Source organism: Vibrio sp. 10N.247.310.24, from assembly GCF_041467175.1.
Classification (GTDB): domain Bacteria; phylum Pseudomonadota; class Gammaproteobacteria; order Enterobacterales; family Vibrionaceae; genus Vibrio; species Vibrio tasmaniensis_A.
Window position 1 is genome coordinate 73542 of record NZ_JBFSUD010000012.1, and the last position, 16966, is coordinate 90507.

At 37.4% G+C, this 16966-nt stretch carries 17 protein-coding genes; 14 read left to right on the forward strand and 3 right to left on the reverse strand.

Translation table 11 applies throughout. From position 1 onward, the window contains the following. Positions 1–149 precede the first annotated feature (149 nt). From gpsA to AB6E08_RS06035, 3 genes are all read right to left on the reverse strand, one after another. The gene (gene gpsA / locus AB6E08_RS06025; protein ID WP_032499719.1) at positions 150–1196 is read right to left on the reverse strand and encodes an NAD(P)H-dependent glycerol-3-phosphate dehydrogenase; all 1047 of its coding nucleotides are present in this window, start codon (positions 1194–1196) and stop codon (positions 150–152) included. A 178-nt stretch (positions 1197–1374) separates the two neighbouring features. Beyond that, positions 1375–1842: a protein-export chaperone SecB gene (gene secB / locus AB6E08_RS06030; protein ID WP_009847959.1), complete on the reverse strand. Its 468-nt coding sequence runs from the start codon at positions 1840–1842 to the stop codon at positions 1375–1377. 99 nt (positions 1843–1941) lie between these two features. Further along, positions 1942–2376, reverse strand: a complete 435-nt coding sequence (locus tag AB6E08_RS06035) for a rhodanese-like domain-containing protein (RefSeq protein ID WP_009847958.1) — start codon at positions 2374–2376, stop codon at positions 1942–1944. Positions 2377–2664: 288 nt separating this feature from the next. Here AB6E08_RS06035 and rfbB point away from each other — a divergent pair, with 288 nt between their 5' ends. The 14 genes from rfbB to AB6E08_RS06105 are packed head-to-tail and all read left to right on the forward strand — an operon-like array spanning position 2665 to position 16755. After that, a complete protein-coding gene (gene rfbB, locus AB6E08_RS06040; RefSeq protein WP_372064043.1) occupies positions 2665–3762 on the forward strand; it encodes a dTDP-glucose 4,6-dehydratase in 1098 nt (365 codons plus the stop codon). Next, positions 3762–4661, forward strand: coding sequence for a glucose-1-phosphate thymidylyltransferase RfbA (gene rfbA, locus AB6E08_RS06045; protein ID WP_372064045.1), 900 nt, complete (start codon positions 3762–3764; stop codon positions 4659–4661). Before rfbB ends, rfbA begins: the two co-directional genes overlap by 1 nt. Next, complete coding sequence (gene rfbD, locus AB6E08_RS06050; protein ID WP_372064047.1) at positions 4649–5530, forward strand: dTDP-4-dehydrorhamnose reductase; 882 nt, start codon at positions 4649–4651, stop codon at positions 5528–5530. Before rfbA ends, rfbD begins: the two co-directional genes overlap by 13 nt. 4 nt (positions 5531–5534) lie before the next feature. Next, positions 5535–6080 carry a dTDP-4-dehydrorhamnose 3,5-epimerase gene (rfbC, locus tag AB6E08_RS06055; protein ID WP_372064049.1) on the forward strand — a complete coding sequence of 182 codons (546 nt, stop codon included), beginning with the start codon at positions 5535–5537 and terminating at the stop codon, positions 6078–6080. Between the two features lie 4 nt (positions 6081–6084). Then, positions 6085–6507 (forward strand): FdtA/QdtA family cupin domain-containing protein, encoded by a 423-nt coding sequence (locus AB6E08_RS06060; protein WP_102484199.1) that lies wholly within the window; start codon positions 6085–6087, stop codon positions 6505–6507. Beyond that, positions 6497–8092 (forward strand): HAD-IIIC family phosphatase, encoded by a 1596-nt coding sequence (locus tag AB6E08_RS06065; RefSeq protein ID WP_372064051.1) that lies wholly within the window; start codon positions 6497–6499, stop codon positions 8090–8092. Before AB6E08_RS06060 ends, AB6E08_RS06065 begins: the two co-directional genes overlap by 11 nt. 3 nt (positions 8093–8095) lie before the next feature. Further along, a complete protein-coding gene (locus tag AB6E08_RS06070) occupies positions 8096–8317 on the forward strand; it encodes a phosphopantetheine-binding protein (protein WP_372064053.1) in 222 nt (73 codons plus the stop codon). 1 nt (position 8318) lies between these two features. Beyond that, positions 8319–9299 (forward strand): GNAT family N-acetyltransferase, encoded by a 981-nt coding sequence (locus AB6E08_RS06075; protein WP_372064055.1) that lies wholly within the window; start codon positions 8319–8321, stop codon positions 9297–9299. A gap of 1 nt (position 9300) precedes the next feature. Beyond that, entirely contained in the window at positions 9301–11781 is a 2481-nt protein-coding gene (locus AB6E08_RS06080) for an FkbM family methyltransferase (protein ID WP_372064057.1), read from the forward strand. 12 nt (positions 11782–11793) lie between these two features. Then, entirely contained in the window at positions 11794–12882 is a 1089-nt protein-coding gene (locus AB6E08_RS06085) for a DegT/DnrJ/EryC1/StrS family aminotransferase (RefSeq protein ID WP_372064059.1), read from the forward strand. Then, positions 12869–14332 (forward strand): glycosyltransferase, encoded by a 1464-nt coding sequence (locus AB6E08_RS06090; RefSeq protein WP_372064061.1) that lies wholly within the window; start codon positions 12869–12871, stop codon positions 14330–14332. Before AB6E08_RS06085 ends, AB6E08_RS06090 begins: the two co-directional genes overlap by 14 nt. A gap of 13 nt (positions 14333–14345) precedes the next feature. Then, complete coding sequence (locus tag AB6E08_RS06095; RefSeq protein ID WP_241907107.1) at positions 14346–15125, forward strand: ABC transporter permease; 780 nt, start codon at positions 14346–14348, stop codon at positions 15123–15125. Further along, complete coding sequence (locus AB6E08_RS06100) at positions 15122–15859, forward strand: ABC transporter ATP-binding protein (RefSeq protein WP_276329672.1); 738 nt, start codon at positions 15122–15124, stop codon at positions 15857–15859. Before AB6E08_RS06095 ends, AB6E08_RS06100 begins: the two co-directional genes overlap by 4 nt. Positions 15860–15861: 2 nt before the next feature. After that, positions 15862–16755 carry a glycosyltransferase gene (locus AB6E08_RS06105; RefSeq protein WP_372064063.1) on the forward strand — a complete coding sequence of 298 codons (894 nt, stop codon included), beginning with the start codon at positions 15862–15864 and terminating at the stop codon, positions 16753–16755. The last annotated feature ends 211 nt before the right edge of the window (positions 16756–16966 follow it).

The window sequence follows — 16966 nt, forward strand, 5'->3', positions numbered from 1 at the left end:
GCATTATACTAACGTCATCTTCAAGAGTGAGGTACGAGCGAGTTGGAGAACTTTGTTCGGGTCATTTACTTTATGCTATTCGCATCTTGATTACCCGTACCTCTAACTCTCTTCGTATCTCGCTTACTCTAATTTCGTATCTGCTCTTACTATCTTTCTGACTTTTTGTCTCTAGCAAGCAGATCTTGTGCTGCTAGGTGTGCATCTTTCCCTTGATACAACACTTGATAAATCTGTTCAACAATGGGCATTTCAACGCCCATACGTTCTGATAGTAACCAAACTTCTTTGGTGTTGCGATAACCTTCCACTACTTGGCCAATTTCTTCTTGTGCTGTATCTACATCTTTACCTGCGCCAAGTGCCAAACCAAAGCGACGATTACGTGATTGGTTATCAGTACAGGTTAACACTAGGTCACCCAATCCAGCCATGCCCATGAAGGTTTCTGGTTGCGCACCAAGAGCTGCGCCTAGTCGACTCATCTCAGCTAGACCGCGAGTGATAAGTGCAGTACGTGCATTGGCACCAAAACCAATACCATCCGACATGCCAGCACCAATGGCGATGACATTTTTCACTGCACCACCAAGCTGCATGCCAATAAAATCTGAATTTGCGTACACACGGAACGTTTTGCCACAGTGAATTTTTTCTTGAAGTTGCTCAAGGAATTCTGCATCAGGGGAAGCTACAGAGATTGCCGTTGGCATACCCATCGCTAGCTCTTTGGCGAAGGTAGGTCCTGATAGAACTGCTAACGAGTACCCATCACCAAGCACATCGTGAGCGACATCTTTTAGCAGGCGACCAGTTTCCGGCTCTAAACCTTTAGTAGCCCAGCAGATACGAGAACAATCTGTTAAGTGAGGCTTAAGGCTATTTAAAACGATACCAAATACGTGGCTAGGGACGACAACAAGAAGATCACGACTTGCCGTTACTGCCTTCTCAAGGTCTGACTCGATGATTAGGCTTTCTGGGAAGTCGATATTTGGTAGAAATTCATTATTTGCGCGCTCGGATTCGAGACGAGCCATGTGAACAGGATCATGCCCCCACAGAACAACGTTTGCACCGTTACGCGCTAGAGAGATAGCTAGAGATGTTCCGTAAGAACCAGCGCCAATTACTGCCATGGCGATCTCTTTGCCGTAAGCGTTTGTCGAGATTGTCGGGTGAGTTGTTTCTGTCATGCTTCCACCTAAAAATAATGAGGGAAATCGAAGAGTCTTGGAAAAGCTATCCACTAAAATCAGAGGAGCTTTCAATTTTAGTACAGTGTAAAGAAAAAATGCACATCACAGAAGTTGCGATGTGCATTTAAAAGCTAACTAGCGCTTGAATCGTTAGAGTTAAGCTCTACTTTGAGACTTAAGCTTGTTCGCCTTCAGCTTGTTGAGCTTGGTTTTGTAGGTAGTTCATGAACAAAGCATCAAAGTTAACTGGTGCTAGGTTCAGTTGTGGGAACGTACCTTTAACCACTAGGCTAGAAATTGTTTCACGAGCGTATGGGAACAGGATGTTCGGGCAGAATGCACCTAGGCAATGAGCTAGTTGGCCAGCTTCCATTTCGCTTGCAGAGAAGATGCCGCCTTGTTGAACTTCACAAAGGAATGCAGTGTCTTCTGCGTTTTTAACCGTGACCGTTAGACGTAGGATTACTTCGTACACGCCTTCGCCAAGTTCACGACTTTGAGTGTCTAGGTCCAGTTTTACATCTGGGTTCCACTCTTTTTGAAACATGTCTGGAGAGTTTGGCGCTTCGAAAGATACGTCTTTTAGGAAGATACGTTGGATTGCGAAGTTCTGTTGTGCGTCTTGTTGTGCTGCTTCAGCCATTTTCTTGTCCTTAAAAATTTATAATTAGGTTTCGTTCGCCATCTATGTTGAACAAAACCTTAAAGTCATATTCGTTTAGTTAGGTCAGCTTACCTTTAACTACTTTTTACCTTTCACCAAAGGTAGGTTAGCTTCGCTCCAAGCCACTAAGCCGCTTTTCAGCACGCTTACGTTTTCGAAACCAGCTTTAACCAGTAGGTTAGCGCTTTCTTGAGCTGTTTGACCTGTCTTACATACTACGATGATTGGGTCGGCTTTGTGGCTTTCAAGGCTACCAAAGCTATTTGCTTTGATATCTGACGGCAAAATGTGAACTGCGTCAGTAATATGGCCCTTCTTGAACTCATCCTTTGTACGAATATCAACCACAACACCGTTTTCACGATTAATCATGTGTGTGGTTTGCGCTGCCGTGATCTCTTTGTAAGCTGCGTTTGATGTCTTGATAACGTTCGCAATGATGGCAACAACCAAGCCGATCCATACGATGGCTAAAATCATATTATCTTGAACAAATGGAACTAACTCTTGCATACCTTGAACTCTTATTCGTTATTGGGCAAAAAACTATAGGCCAAGAGTATAGCGAGATTTGGAGTTTGGTGTACATAGGATTATCAAACTTTGAACACCCTCAGGAGCAAAGTTTAACGATTTTTTTTGATTATATTTCCCGTTACATAGATAATAGCTGTATTTACATTTTTAGTTTTAAATGCGCAGTGTGGTTTTCGCTTATTGACCAAAGGGCGGTAGCGTGCCTGATAGTAGTGCTACTGCGTGTTGGTCTGTTGATTATCAAGGTTTATTTTAGGAGTTTTTGTGAAGATATTAGTTACCGGTGGTGCTGGTTTTATTGGCTCAGCAGTTATACGTCACATTATAAGTAAGACAACGGACAGTGTGGTAAACGTTGATAAACTCACTTATGCAGGTAATCTAGAATCTCTTATAGAAGTAGATTCGAATGGACGTTACGCGTTCGAGCAAGTGGATATCTGTAATCGTTCAGAGCTTGACCGAGTGTTCTCTGAGCACAAACCGGATGCTGTAATGCATCTAGCTGCAGAGTCACATGTTGATCGCTCTATTACCGGCCCAGCAGCATTTATCGAAACCAATATTGTCGGCACTTATACCTTGCTAGAGGCGACACGCGAATATTGGAATAAGCTTGAAGAGGGTGCAAAAGCAGAGTTTCGTTTTCACCATATCTCTACTGATGAAGTGTATGGCGACCTTCCGCATCCGGATGAAGCTCCAGAAGGGACTGATCTGCCAATGTTCTTGGAAACAACCTCGTATGAACCGTCAAGTCCATACTCTGCTTCAAAAGCATCAAGTGATCACTTAGTTCGCGCATGGTTACGTACTTACGGTCTTCCTACCATCGTAACCAATTGCTCTAACAACTATGGTCCTTACCATTTCCCTGAAAAGTTGATCCCATTAGTCATTTTGAATGCTTTAGAAGGAAAAGACCTCCCTATCTATGGTAAAGGCGACCAAATTCGCGACTGGTTGTTTGTTGAAGATCATGCACGGGCACTCTACAAAGTAGTGTCTGAAGGTAAAGTCGGGGAGACATACAATATTGGTGGCCACAACGAGAAGAAAAACCTCGAAGTCGTAAACACTATTTGTGACATCTTAGATACTTTAGTACCGAAAGAGTCAGCGTATGCAGAGCAAATTACCTATGTTCAAGACCGCCCTGGTCATGACCGCCGTTACGCCATTGACTCATCTAAAATGCAGCGTGAGTTAGGTTGGACACCCGAGGAGACGTTTGAAACAGGTCTTCGTAAAACGGTGCAATGGTATCTAGACAATTCAGCGTGGTGTCAAAATGTACAAGATGGTAGTTACCAACGTGAGCGTTTAGGTGTAGAAAAAACTGAATCAAAGGGAAGTAAATAATGAAAGGTATTGTTCTAGCTGGTGGTTCAGGCACTCGTTTGTACCCATTGACTCGTGGCGTATCAAAGCAACTCTTGCCGATCTACGACAAACCAATGGTGTTTTACCCGATTTCTACATTGATGTTAGCTGGAATCAAAGACATCTTGATTATCACGGCTCCAGAAGATAATGCAGGTTTTAAGCGCTTGCTTGGTGATGGTTCTGATTTTGGTATTAATCTTGAGTATGCGATTCAACCAAGCCCAGATGGTTTAGCACAAGCTTTCATTATAGGTGAAGATTTCATTGGTGATGATTCTGTTTGTTTAGTACTCGGCGACAATATCTTCTATGGGCAATCATTTAGTGACACTTTAAAAAATGCTGCCAGCCGTGAAAGTGGTGCTACTGTTTTTGGTTATCAAGTCAAAGATCCAGAGCGTTTTGGTGTAGTTGAGTTTGATTCTGAGATGAAGGCTGTCTCGATTGAAGAAAAGCCGGAAGTACCTAAATCTAATTATGCAGTAACAGGCTTGTATTTCTACGACAATCGTGTGGTTGAAATGGCGAAGCAAGTTCAACCATCTCATCGTGGTGAGTTGGAAATTACCACCCTTAATGAAATGTACCTCAATGATGGTTCGTTGAAAGTGGAGTTGTTGGGCCGAGGTTTTGCATGGTTAGATACCGGTACACACGAAAGTCTTCATGAAGCCTCATCTTTCGTGCAAACTATTGAGAATGTACAAGGCTTAAAAGTGGCTTGCTTAGAAGAAATCTCGTGGCGCAATAGTTGGTTAAGTGACGAACAAGTTCTGACTTTAGCAAAACCAATGATGAAAAATGAATACGGTCAATATTTAACGCGCTTGGTTAATGAAGCAAAGAAACAGTCTGAGGCTAAATGCGTGTATTAATTACCGGTTGTCACGGCCAAGTTGGTTCTTGCCTCACTAAACAGTTAACCAACGATGAAAATACAGAAGTGCTAGCGCTTGATAGAAAGCACCTTGATATTATGAGTCAAGAGGCTGTTAATGCGGTTGTTACTGAATTTCAACCGACGATCATTATTAATGCAGCAGCTCACACTGCCGTTGATAAGGCCGAAGAAGAAGTGGAACTTTCATACGCGATTAACCGTGATGGTCCCAAATATCTAGCCCAAGCCGCACAAGATGTTGGCGCAGCTATTTTACATATTTCAACCGACTATGTGTTTGACGGTAAAAAAGAGGGAGAGTATTTAGAAAGCGACACTACAAACCCGCAAGGCGTTTACGGTAAAAGCAAATTGGCGGGTGAAATTGCTGTGGCACAAGCGTGTGAAAAACACGTTATTCTTCGAACTGCTTGGGTTTTCGGCGAGTACGGTAATAACTTTGTCAAAACCATGTTGCGTTTGGCTGAGAGTAGAGACGCCTTGAGTGTTGTCGGAGACCAGTTTGGTGGGCCAACTTATGCTGGGGATATCGCGAGTACATTGATTCAAATCGCAAAGTGTATTACTCAAGGTGATACAGTTGAGTTCGGCACTTACCATTTTACGGGCTTGCCACACGTTAGTTGGTTTGACTTTGCCGAGGCAATTTTTGATGTTGCGGTTGAGCTAGGAGTTCTTACGAGAAAGCCGCTCTTAACGAGCATCACTACCAACCAATACCCTACACTAGCAAAGCGGCCTAGTAACTCTCGGCTGAGTTCAGAAAAATTAACTCGAGTTTTCTCTGTTGAACCGAGTGATTGGAATGCTGCATTATTTAACATTCAAGCATATACAGGATAAAATAATGAAAGTGATCGATACCCGTATCCCTGGCGTGAAAATAATTGAACCAAAAATATTTGATGATGAGCGAGGCTCATTTATGGAGACTTGGCAAAAGGACAGGTTTGCAGAAATGGTTACGGGGTACCCAGTAGATTTTGTGCAAGATAATCAATCTTATTCGAAGAAAAATGTGCTTCGCGGGCTACACTATCAATCACAAAAAATGCAGGGAAAGTTAATTCGAGTTGTATCGGGGAGTATACTCGATGTTGCCGTTGATATTAGATATGGGTCAAAAACATTCGGCGAATATATATCTGTTGAGTTATCGGCTGAAAACCAAAAGCAGTTGTGGATACCTAAAGGCTTTGCACATGGCTTTCTTACTCTTAGCGAGAGTGCGGTATGCATTTATAAGGCAAGTGATTATTACCATCCAGAATATGAAAAGACAATAGCTTGGAATGATAAGGATCTAAATATAGATTGGGGAACATTAAGTCCAACAGTTTCAGATAAAGATAATGAAGGTATTAGCTTTAAGAATTTTATAGATATGAGATAACGAAATGTGTAAAAATAATGATGACTACAAAGTCGTTGAACTCGAAGCTATGGGTGATGAGCGTGGTCAGTTAGTTGCTATAGAGAGTAGCAATCAAATCCCTTTTGATATGCGAAGGGTGTTTTATGTGTATGGTACTTCTGGTGACAAAGCAAGAGGTTGTCATGCAAACAAGAAAACTAAATTTGTCATTATTTCTGTTGCCGGTTCTTGTGTGGTTTCGGTTAACAACGGCAGAAAGAAAGAAGATATAATACTTGATGTACCGACAAAAGGGCTGTATTTAAATAATATGGTTTGGAAAGAAATGCATAGCTTTTCCGAAAATTCTGTGTTGCTTGTCGTATGCAGTGAGCTTTATGATTCCGGTGAATATATCTACAGTCTGAATGATTTTTTGGAGCGGGTTAAATTAAATGATCGATAAAATAGCACTACTAGACTTTATTTTTTCTTCTAACCCCAATCGTACTGAGTTAATGGGATATACTTCAGGTGGTAATAGCGATAAGTTTAAAATAGGTATATATAGGAATCATTCATTCGAACTTATAGATAAGACTATTCAACCTTATTTATCATTGTCTGGGATGTCTTCTGAGTTTATCTATAGTGATTATGATGATTCACTAACTTTTTTTGATGTGGAATTAGATGTTGATTTGTTAGTGTTATGGCTGGATGTTAGTAGGTATAACTCTGATAAAATGGAAAGTTTCATCAATGAAAGGCTGAGGGAACTAAAGAAACAATTCAACAAAAGTATTTTGGTTGCAACCTTCAATGGGGCAATTGAAATTAATGACAAATCTTTTTGTCATTACGATATTGATAAGTGGAAAGTCATACTAGGAGACGGCTTTATTGATGAAAGGCTAGAGCGTTTCTCTGGCACGAAAATGGGTATGAAAACTTGCGAGTCGGTATCTAGAGATCTTGGCTTAAATTATTTTCCTGCTCTATTACTTCCTGGTTTAAAATGTGTTGTTGTCGACTTGGATAATACCCTCTACCAAGGTGTTCTCGGTGAGGACGGAATTGATGGGGTTGTTTTTAAACCTGAACATATTCAATTGCATCAAAAACTAAAAAGCTTGGCTCAAGAAGGGGTGTTTATATGTATTGCATCTAAAAATGATCATGATGATGTTATTGATTTTATAAAAAACAGAACTGATTTTGTTTTAAACGAAGATGACTTTACTTGTATTGCAGCAAACTGGAATAGTAAGGCAGAATCGATAGCTTCTTTTGAAAAAACTTTAAATATACATTCTAGTAGTTTTCTTTTTGTAGATGACAATATGGGTGAGTTACTATCTGTGACAAATACGCACCCTGAAATAAAGTTTATCCACGCGAAGGACGATCCTGCGATAACTCTGGATGCTCTGTCCAATTACCCTGCTTTACTTAAATTGAATGTAGGTACAGAAGATAGGTTAAGAAGTCAAGATACCAAAGCCAACTCAAAAAGGGTAGAACTAAAGAGCTCGCTTTCTAAAGAAGATTATATTAGAAGCCTCGATATGGAATTGACTTATACGATTGACTCTTGTGAGCAGAGTGAACGTATATATGAACTGGCAAATAAAACAAATCAGTTTATATTTTCGTACAAGCGATATGAACTGACGGAAGTAGAAGATCTAATGAAGGCAGATGACACTAAATTAGTATCAGTTTCGCTTAAAGATAAGCTATCAGACTCTGGTATAATCGGTGTTGTAGTTGTGCAGCGTAATAAAGATGGCAGTGCTGAACTACAAGAATGCTTTGTAAGCTGTCGAGCTTTAGGGAGAGGTGTTGATAGGGCCGTCGTTATTGGTGCAATAAAGCAAGCTATCATTGGGTTGGGGCTGACAAAATTATATGTCAAATTTAAGGAAGGCCCTAGAAATAAGCCGGCTCTTGACTTCATCAATAAGCATTTAAAAGAATATACCCTTGAAGCATCTGAGTTTACATATAATGATATGAACGATGAATTGAAAATACAGGTAAAAGGTTGAAAAATGAACGTTAAAATTATTGAAATTATTTCACGAATCGCGAAGAAAAATGTTAGCGAGATTGAGTCAAACTTAGAACATAAAGACTTATGGGATTCTTTCGCTCATCTTGAGCTAATTCTGGCATTAGAAGAAGAGTTTAATATTATGTTGGAGCCAGAAGAAATTGCAGAGATGAAAACACCTAAGTTGGTTGAAGAGATAATTTTAAAAAAAGTAAATTAATATGAAAAAAACAGTTTTTATAGAGGGGATGTCCTTCAGATTGAGGTTAGTAACGGTCGAAGACGCAGATTTCATCGTTAAATTACGATTGCAAGATGCTGAAAGAAACAAATATATTAATCCTATTTCTAGTGACATAGCACAGCAACAGCAATGGATAGAACATTACTTAAAGAAAAATAATGACTATTATTTTGTCGTTGAGGATATTTTCTCTGGAAATGCTGTAGGTTTGATTGGCATATACAATATAGAAAATGGTTGTGGAGAATGGGGGCGTTGGGTTATTTCGAAGACCTCTATGGCTGCAGTTGAGAGTGTTGACCTTCTTTATAAGATAGCGTTTAGAACATTAGGGTTAAAAGAACTTTATTCTCGGACCATCGTTGACAACGTGCCAGTTGTTACTTTTCATGACAATTTACCTCAAAAGAAACGTAATACTATTGAGAAACATGTTGTATTAAGTAGTGTTGAGTATGATGTGGTTGAGCATTATGTTGATAGTGAGTACTACGAGGATGAACTTCAATATAGTCTGGAAGCGAAATGCGAAATGGTTTTTAAAAGAACTATCCGGCATCAACTAGGCGGCATGACTTTCCATCATATTGGCGTTGCAACGAGTTCGATTGAGGCTGAATTATCTACCTATAGACTATTAGGATATAAGAGAGAGGGTTTACCTTTTATTGATGAGACTCAAGGAATAAAGGGGCAGTTTATTGTCGGTGACGGCCAACCAAGATTGGAGCTTTTAGAAAACTTGGAAGGTCGAGATACCCTCACCAAGTGGATTGAAAGTGGTGTGAAAAATTATCATTTTGCATACACTGTTCATGATATAGAGGCTGCTGTCAAAGTTCTTGGAAAGAAAAGATTTAGAGTTATATCTCCGATGAAAGTATCAAGTTACTTTGGTAAGCGAATTTGCTTTCTTGTAATGCCAAATCGATTTTTAATAGAGCTAATTGAGATATAAAATGTCAAAAATAGAAAAAAAAATAGAAAAGGTCGTTTTTTATTTTCCGTGGATTGAGGTTTCTGGTGGGCCTATCTATCTAGTGCGGTTAGCGGAAGAGCTTGCTAAAGATGGTAACTACTCTGTGCACTATGTTGATTATGCGGAGGGATTCTCTAACAAGTTAATTAGCAATGATAAAGTTAATAAGGTTACGGTTAGCTTGGATGATTTCTCTATACCATTCGATGACCCTATTACTATTATTACTCCTATTTATTTTGCAGCATGGCTTCCTAAGTTGAATCCGAATAGTAAAATACTCTTCATCAATTGGCATTTATGTTCAATCGATACTCTTAAGTATAATTGGCAAACTTCAGGTGCAAATATAAATGAGTTCTTATCATTAGTCCACGAAACAAAATCAGTAATGTTTTGTGATGAATCGCATCGTCTTGGTCAGAATACTAAAAATATCAACTTTGAAAAAAATATTGTTCCTATCACTCTTTCAAATGGGGGGAATAAAGCTTTAGGCTCTTTAGTGAATCAGTCTGAAATTAACATGGCTATTTTGGGGAGGTTATGTCAAGACAAAATTTATAGTGTTCTTAACTTTATTAATAATTTAGAAAAACTAAAGATTAGTGAAAAGAAAATTGTTCATATAATCGGAGATGGACCAGAACGGGATTTAATTGATACTGATAAGTTTAAAAGTATAGAGATTATATTTACTGGAACTCTTTCACAACCAAAATTACGAGATTACCTAGCAACCAATTGTGACTGCCTATTTGCTATGGGGACATCTGTGTTAGAGGGGGCTGCTGTCTCTCTTCCTTCTGTTATTATTCCTCATAATATGAAACCTATGTCGTGTGATAGTTATGTTTATATTCAAGACACTCCTGGCTACTGTCTCGGTTGGTATGATGATCAATTTGACGACTTATGCTTGAGCCCTGTGCCGTTAAGGAATATAGTTAGCGACCTTTTGTCTCTAGATTCTAAAGGTAAGTTGGGAGAGAGCGCTTTTAAATATTATAAAGAGCATCATACTATTGAAAGTGCAGTGGGTTTGTTCAAAACGGCAATATCTAACACTTCTTTGTCAAGTGATCGACTGATTAAAAAAACTGGAACCTTCCAAGGTGTGCTCAAGCACTTATCATTGGGTAATTTCGATTTTATTACATTTAACAAAACTCTTGTTGGTATAGATGCTAAGGCTTTGGGGCGGTTTAAGCTGTTTAGTTTGCGAAACGATACAGATCCGAGATGGAAAATTTTCTCTTGGTCAAAATTTGACTTGTTCCGTGTGAGTAGAAGTCGGAAATTTTTTCAGTTTTCATTTGCTAACACAAAAGCTCAAGAACTTAAGAATAGTATAGAAAATAGTAACTCGCTTGTTTTATCTAAACTTTGTGAGTTACAAGATTCTATAAGTGCTGAAAAAAGCAAAGGCCTTGATGAAGATAATTTTTTGGAAAAGTATAACAATCCTCAAATGAAGGTTGATTCAATAGAAACGAGACTATTTGAGAAGCTTGATAGAATACATTTTGATAAGGTTATTGAACTAGACACTTGTGATAAACTTTTATCTAAAGATTCTCTACAGTACTTTTGCTCTGATATCGATGAAGCGTACGCTTCATTAGTTAAAGGGCTAGATGAAAAAAGTAAAACTATTGTCAATACCATTATTAATCGCATTCAAAATTATGTGAAAAATTCGACCTCTATGTTCCTAATGACAAGAGATGAGATTGATGAGTATACAAAAATGGTAGAGCATCACTCTTCTAAACTTGTTACGGTCGGTCATAATAAGTTTGTTTATGGTAAATTTAAGTTACCTATAGACATTATAACTTCTACTGTTTTTTACTATGACTGTTTTATGCCTGAACTATTATTGTTAGAAAAGTATCGAGAAAAAGACATTATCGATGCTGGAGGAAGCTTTGGAGATTCTGCAATTGTTTTATCAGGTTATACTGATAAAACAATTCATGTATTTGAGCCAACTACTAAAATGTTCGATCTGGCTAAGAAAACTGTAGAATATAACAACCTCGATGAAAAAATTGTTTTAAACAAGCTTGCACTTGGTGATAAGCGTGAAAATCAAACGATTCAGGTAGCTGATGACTTTTCTTCATTCTATCACCGCAGTGATAATGAGGACAAAATTGAGACCGAAGTTGTAAATATTGAAACTCTTGATGACTATGTTGCTCGAAACAACATAGATGTTGGTGTCATAAAGGTCGATGTTGAAGGTTATGAAGAAAAGCTACTTGATGGTGCTATCCGAACAATAACAAGAGATAAGCCTGCATTAATTCTTAGTATCTATCATAGTTCTGAGCAATTTTTCTGGATAAAAAATAAAATTGAAGAGCTAGATTTAGGCTATACATTCAAGATTAGAAAACCATTAGATAGAAGTATTATTGTTGATACGATGCTAATTGCTGAAGTGATTGATTAATTTGGAATAATTATGATTAAATTTTTAGATCTTTTTAAAATAAATGAAACTTATAGAACACAGATAGAGCAAGAGTTATCCAACGTTCTTAATAGTGGCTGGTATATCTCTGGTAAAAAAAATACTGAATTCTGTGATAATTTTGCTAGATATTGCGAAACGGATTTTGCGATTGGTGTAGCTAACGGGCTAGATGCTCTGAACTTAATTATCTCAGCCTATGAGTTTTCTCAAGGTGATGAAATTATAGTTCCGGCGAATACATACATCGCAAGTATTCTTGCAATATCTCAGAACAATTGTACACCTGTGCTCGTAGAGCCTGAACTGAACACTTATAATATAGATGTCAATAAGATAGAAGAAAAAATCACAGAAAAAACAAAAGCAATAATGGTTGTGCATCTTTACGGGCGTGCAGTAGAAATGGAAAAAGTTTGGTCTTTGGCTAAGAAGTATAACCTAAAGGTAATCGAGGATTGCGCTCAAGCACATGGTGCCAGATATAAAGGAAAGCGTGTAGGCAGTCTTGGTGATGCTGCTGCATTTTCATTTTACCCAGGTAAAAACTTAGGTGCTCTCGGAGACGGTGGCGCTGTAACGACAAGCGACAAAGCTTTGTATGAAAAGATCAAGTGCTTTGCGAACTATGGTTCTCATATCAAGTATCACAATGAATACAAAGGTGTGAATTCTCGATTGGATGAGATTCACGCTGCTGTACTTGATGTTAAACTAAAGTACTTAGATGACGATAATGAGAAGCGATCTGCTATCGCCAAATACTACTTAGAGTCGATTACTAATAGTAATGTCGTACTACCTTCTTTATCTGTTGAAGACGATAATGTATGGCATGTTTTTCCTGTTAGAGTTCAGAATCGAAACGATTTTATGACTTTCTTGAAAAATAGATCTATTGAGACATTAATCCATTATCCGATTCCACCTCACAAACAAAAAGCATATATTGAGTGGAAAAATCAAACCCTACCTATTACAGAGGAAATACATGAGACTATCGTGTCACTACCTATAAGCCCTGTAATGACATTGGATGAAGCGAAAGTGGTTATCGAAGCTATCAATGAGTATCAATAGTAAGGAGCTCAAAAGCCTAGAGTTAAACAGAAAATATTTTGTATTTCTGGAACGGCTGATTCAAAGAATCAGCCTTCCCTGGGTAAAGCAACTCTTGGCTAAAAGAGCAATCAGGTTAGCGGTGTGGTCAAGTACAGGGCGGTATAGTTCGATTGTGGTCGAGAGCGTATACCTCGATTTAGCCGAGAGATTACAAGTATGTTGCGACGTCGAGTATGAAGAAAATTCAACTTTGCATGTATTGACTGAATGTTATGGCGTGGGAGGTCATAGTAAAGTTGTAGAAAGATGGCTATCTTTAAGCCCAGTTTCTGCGAAGCAATCTGTAATTTTTATCAATCAGAAAGTTTCTGATATACCAAAAATTTTTTTCGATTTAAGTGCCGAGAGAAATGGTGAGGTGATTTCGTTAAGTTATGAGAAAAGTGATACTGGTAAGGCTAAGAAACTAAGAGAAATAGCATCAGGATATCAAAGGACTGTTTTACATACACATATGTATGATATTGTCCCGTTAATTGCATTCGGCACTGAAAAATTTAAACGGCCAGTTTTACTTTATAATCATGCCGATCATCTTTTTTGGCTTGGTGTAACTATTGCGGATAGAGTAGCTGAAACTAGAAGGTGGGGCCAGGTGCATTCATCTGAGAGACGCGGAGTTGAACATTCGATGATTCTAAGTATTCCTCCCGCTCAGAACTTAAAAAATAGAACTAGTGTAAAAACTAGAGATGAAGACCACTCAATCCTGAATATACTTACGGTTGGAAGTCCACATAAGTACATAAAGCTAGAGGAAAACTGTTTTATCCATTATATGGAGTTGTTATTAAAGCGTCATAGTAACATCTCTTTTACAGTTATTGGTCCTGAAGTTGATGATTTTATTAATTTAGAAAACAGTCTGACTAAATATTCTAATAGAATTAAATTTTTAGGTTGCATACCTAATGAACAATTAAATAAAGAGATGAGTCTTGCGGACTTAGTGATTGATTCCTTTCCTATGAGTGGCGGTACAGCTTTAGGTGAAGCTATTGCTTTAGGTGTCCCCGTATTAGCTCTTAGATCTGTTACTGGTCATCTAGATTATATGTATGATTCTGAGAGTTACTGTTTAGATTTTAAAGAATTGTTATCAAAGACTGAGAAAATCATTACTGATCCAATTTATGGAAAATCAGTTTCTAATAGTATTGGCAAGTTGTACTTTTCTTCAGAGAACCCTGAGAATTGGAGTAATAAACTTTATGATGTATTATCCTCTTTACCGACAGAACATAAGGTATATAAAAGGTCTGAGCCAATAAATAAAGACTTTGACGAGTTGGATAGATTTATATTGTTATCGAATGAAAGAAAAACTCTATTATTTCAGCTCGGGAGGTTTTTTAGATTGTACTATTACCGAAAAAGAGGTTGCTTGAGATTCGCAATCCGTTTTTAAATAGAGTTATTACATGAAACTTATGAATAGAAATTCCCAGTATTTAATCGACCTTATTTATATTTTAACCAGAAAGGAAATTAAGGTAAGGTATAAAAATAGCTTCTTTGGCTATTTATGGTCTTTAGCGAATCCACTTTGTTTTGCTCTAATTTACTATACAGCTTTTAAAGTGTTTATGAGAGTAGAAATTGAAAACTATACACAGTTTTTAATTTGTGGATTATTTGCTTGGCAGTGGATGGCCAACTCAATAACAATGAACCTATTTTCTTATGTAGGAAATTCTCAGATTATAAAGAAAACTTGTTTTCCAAGATCTATATTGCCATTTAGTACGATTCTTATGGAAGGATTTAACTTTTTTATATCGATACCAATAATATTATTATTCTTATATTTCTCCGATATGGCTGTCTACTTTAAAAGTTACCTATTATGGATTCCCGTTTTATCCGTTATTCAAATAATGATTGCTTATGGCTTATCTCTTACTTTAGCTACACTCAACTTATTCTTCCGTGACATAGAGCGCTTTGTACAACTTGGCTTGATGATGCTTTTTTACGCTACTCCAATTTTGTATATCGAATCTATGATACCTGAAGAATATCAATGGCTAATTGATTATAATCCATTGGCTAAGATTGCTATCTCATGGCGAAATTTATTTCTTTACGGTACTGTTGATATTGGTTATATCTTATCATCTTTGATAACCGGTATTGTGTGTATGTTTGTAGGTAGTATGGTTTTTAATAAGTTGAAGTACAGATTCGCGGAAGTGTTATGATTGAGACAGTGATAGAAGTTAATAATGTGATTAAAAAGTACCCACTTTATCATCACATTGGCTCAGGTATTAAGAATATACTTTTGAATCCGATGAAATTTATTTCTAGTTTCAAAACCACCAGTTATGTTGCCTTGAATGATGTTAGCTTTACTGTAAAAAAAGGCGAATCGATTGCTTTAATTGGTAAAAATGGAGCAGGAAAAAGCACAACACTTGCCCTGCTTGCTGGGGTTTTAAAACCAAACCAAGGTTCAATCCGTGTTAAGGGGCGAGTTGCATCGATGTTAGAACTGGGCGGTGGCTTTCATCCTGATTTAACGGGGAGAGAGAACATTATGTTGAATGCAGTATTGCTAGGTTTAACTCTCGAAGAGGTTAAAGTTTCTATGGATTCTATAATTGAATTTTCCGAACTAGGAGATTTTATTGACCAACCTATTCGAACCTATTCTAGTGGCATGTTAGCCAAGCTTGGATTTTCAGTAATTACATCAATTAAGCCAGATGTTTTATTAATAGACGAAGTATTAGCTGTCGGAGACTTTAATTTTCAACGTAAATGTTTAGAGGTAATTGAAGACTTCAAGAGTAAAGGTGTTACAATCTTTCTTGTCTCACACAACATGAACGATGTTAAAGCATTCTGTGATAAGGCTATTTGGATAGAAAACTCCAGGCTACGAGCCTATTTACCTGTAGATGATATTATAGATGATTATTTAGCGAGTTAAGTTTGAATACAATTAAATATGACGTCATAGTATGTACATATAACAATGTCGAGTTTATATGTTCGCAACTAGATAGTATCATGCAGCAAAGTATGTTGCCTAATAAAATTATTATATCTGATGACAGCGTAGATGACTCTGTCATTAATGTTGTTAGGCAAGTCGCTAATAATTATGGAGCTTTTGATACTGAATGGTTAATAGTTAAAGGTCCTCAAAAGGGAGTTTTGTATAATTTTATTTCAGCATTAGTATACAGTAAAAGTGAATTGTTGTTTTTTAGCGATCAAGATGATCTTTGGTATAAAGATAAGGTGGAGATTTTTGTCAGTAAGTACAGAAAATGTGGCGCTAATATACCTACGTTAATTTATTCTGACGCCGATATCATAAACGAAAAAGGTGACCACCTTTACAATAGCTTTATACAAAGGCAAAGACTCAATACTAAAGTCGTTTTGGATGATTCTATCTTACTAGAGAATTGTGTTCAGGGTGCATCATGTTGTATAAATGGTTCGCTAAGATTACTTTCACAGGAAATGGCAGAATTGATAGGTGAAAATAAGATTGTTATGCATGATTGGTTTTTTGCTATTTTAGCTCGGTATTTTGGACGGGTTTATTTTATAGACTCGTCTCTTATAGGCTATAGGCAGCATGGGAAAAATCAAGTTGGTTATATTAGTAGATTTCATTGGTTTATTAATATGGTTAAATCTCCTTTGTTTCTTCTATGTAAAGCGATTAAGGTATTAGAACAAAAAAATGCAATTAAATGTTATTTTTCATCGATTGGTATCTTGAAAGTTGACGAGATGTCATTTTTACATATAAATCCATATAAGAAATCTATTTATAGGTTAATTTCCCTTCTGCGATTTGGCAAAAAATAATATTGTCCCGAATTCAACTGCGAAGTGCGACACTCTCCAATATCAAGCAGTCAATGCCATTTCTTCAAAGGCAATCGCTGGTTGCTTGAAGTCTAAGCGGCTTTGTTGCGTAATTGAATTTAGAGATAGAGCCAACCCGTTTCGCGTATTTCTTAGTCAATACGACAAGTTTCAGGCATACCTAACCCAGTAAGCTTGTTCAACGCTTTTA

Bases quoted from the DNA above. Each gene is read 5' to 3' on its own strand.
- gpsA (WP_032499719.1), bottom strand. From the start codon at position 1,196: ATGACAGAAACAACTCACCCGACAATCTCGACAAACGCTTACGGCAAA.
- secB (WP_009847959.1), bottom strand. From the start codon at position 1,842: ATGGCTGAAGCAGCACAACAAGACGCACAACAGAACTTCGCAATCCAA.
- AB6E08_RS06035 (WP_009847958.1), bottom strand. From the start codon at position 2,376: ATGCAAGAGTTAGTTCCATTTGTTCAAGATAATATGATTTTAGCCATC.
- rfbA (WP_372064045.1), top strand. From the start codon at position 3,762: ATGAAAGGTATTGTTCTAGCTGGTGGTTCAGGCACTCGTTTGTACCCA.
- rfbD (WP_372064047.1), top strand. From the start codon at position 4,649: ATGCGTGTATTAATTACCGGTTGTCACGGCCAAGTTGGTTCTTGCCTC.
- rfbC (WP_372064049.1), top strand. From the start codon at position 5,535: ATGAAAGTGATCGATACCCGTATCCCTGGCGTGAAAATAATTGAACCA.
- AB6E08_RS06060 (WP_102484199.1), top strand. From the start codon at position 6,085: ATGTGTAAAAATAATGATGACTACAAAGTCGTTGAACTCGAAGCTATG.
- AB6E08_RS06065 (WP_372064051.1), top strand. From the start codon at position 6,497: ATGATCGATAAAATAGCACTACTAGACTTTATTTTTTCTTCTAACCCC.
- AB6E08_RS06070 (WP_372064053.1), top strand. From the start codon at position 8,096: ATGAACGTTAAAATTATTGAAATTATTTCACGAATCGCGAAGAAAAAT.
- AB6E08_RS06075 (WP_372064055.1), top strand. From the start codon at position 8,319: ATGAAAAAAACAGTTTTTATAGAGGGGATGTCCTTCAGATTGAGGTTA.
- AB6E08_RS06080 (WP_372064057.1), top strand. From the start codon at position 9,301: ATGTCAAAAATAGAAAAAAAAATAGAAAAGGTCGTTTTTTATTTTCCG.
- AB6E08_RS06085 (WP_372064059.1), top strand. From the start codon at position 11,794: ATGATTAAATTTTTAGATCTTTTTAAAATAAATGAAACTTATAGAACA.
- AB6E08_RS06090 (WP_372064061.1), top strand. From the start codon at position 12,869: ATGAGTATCAATAGTAAGGAGCTCAAAAGCCTAGAGTTAAACAGAAAA.
- AB6E08_RS06095 (WP_241907107.1), top strand. From the start codon at position 14,346: ATGAAACTTATGAATAGAAATTCCCAGTATTTAATCGACCTTATTTAT.
- AB6E08_RS06100 (WP_276329672.1), top strand. From the start codon at position 15,122: ATGATTGAGACAGTGATAGAAGTTAATAATGTGATTAAAAAGTACCCA.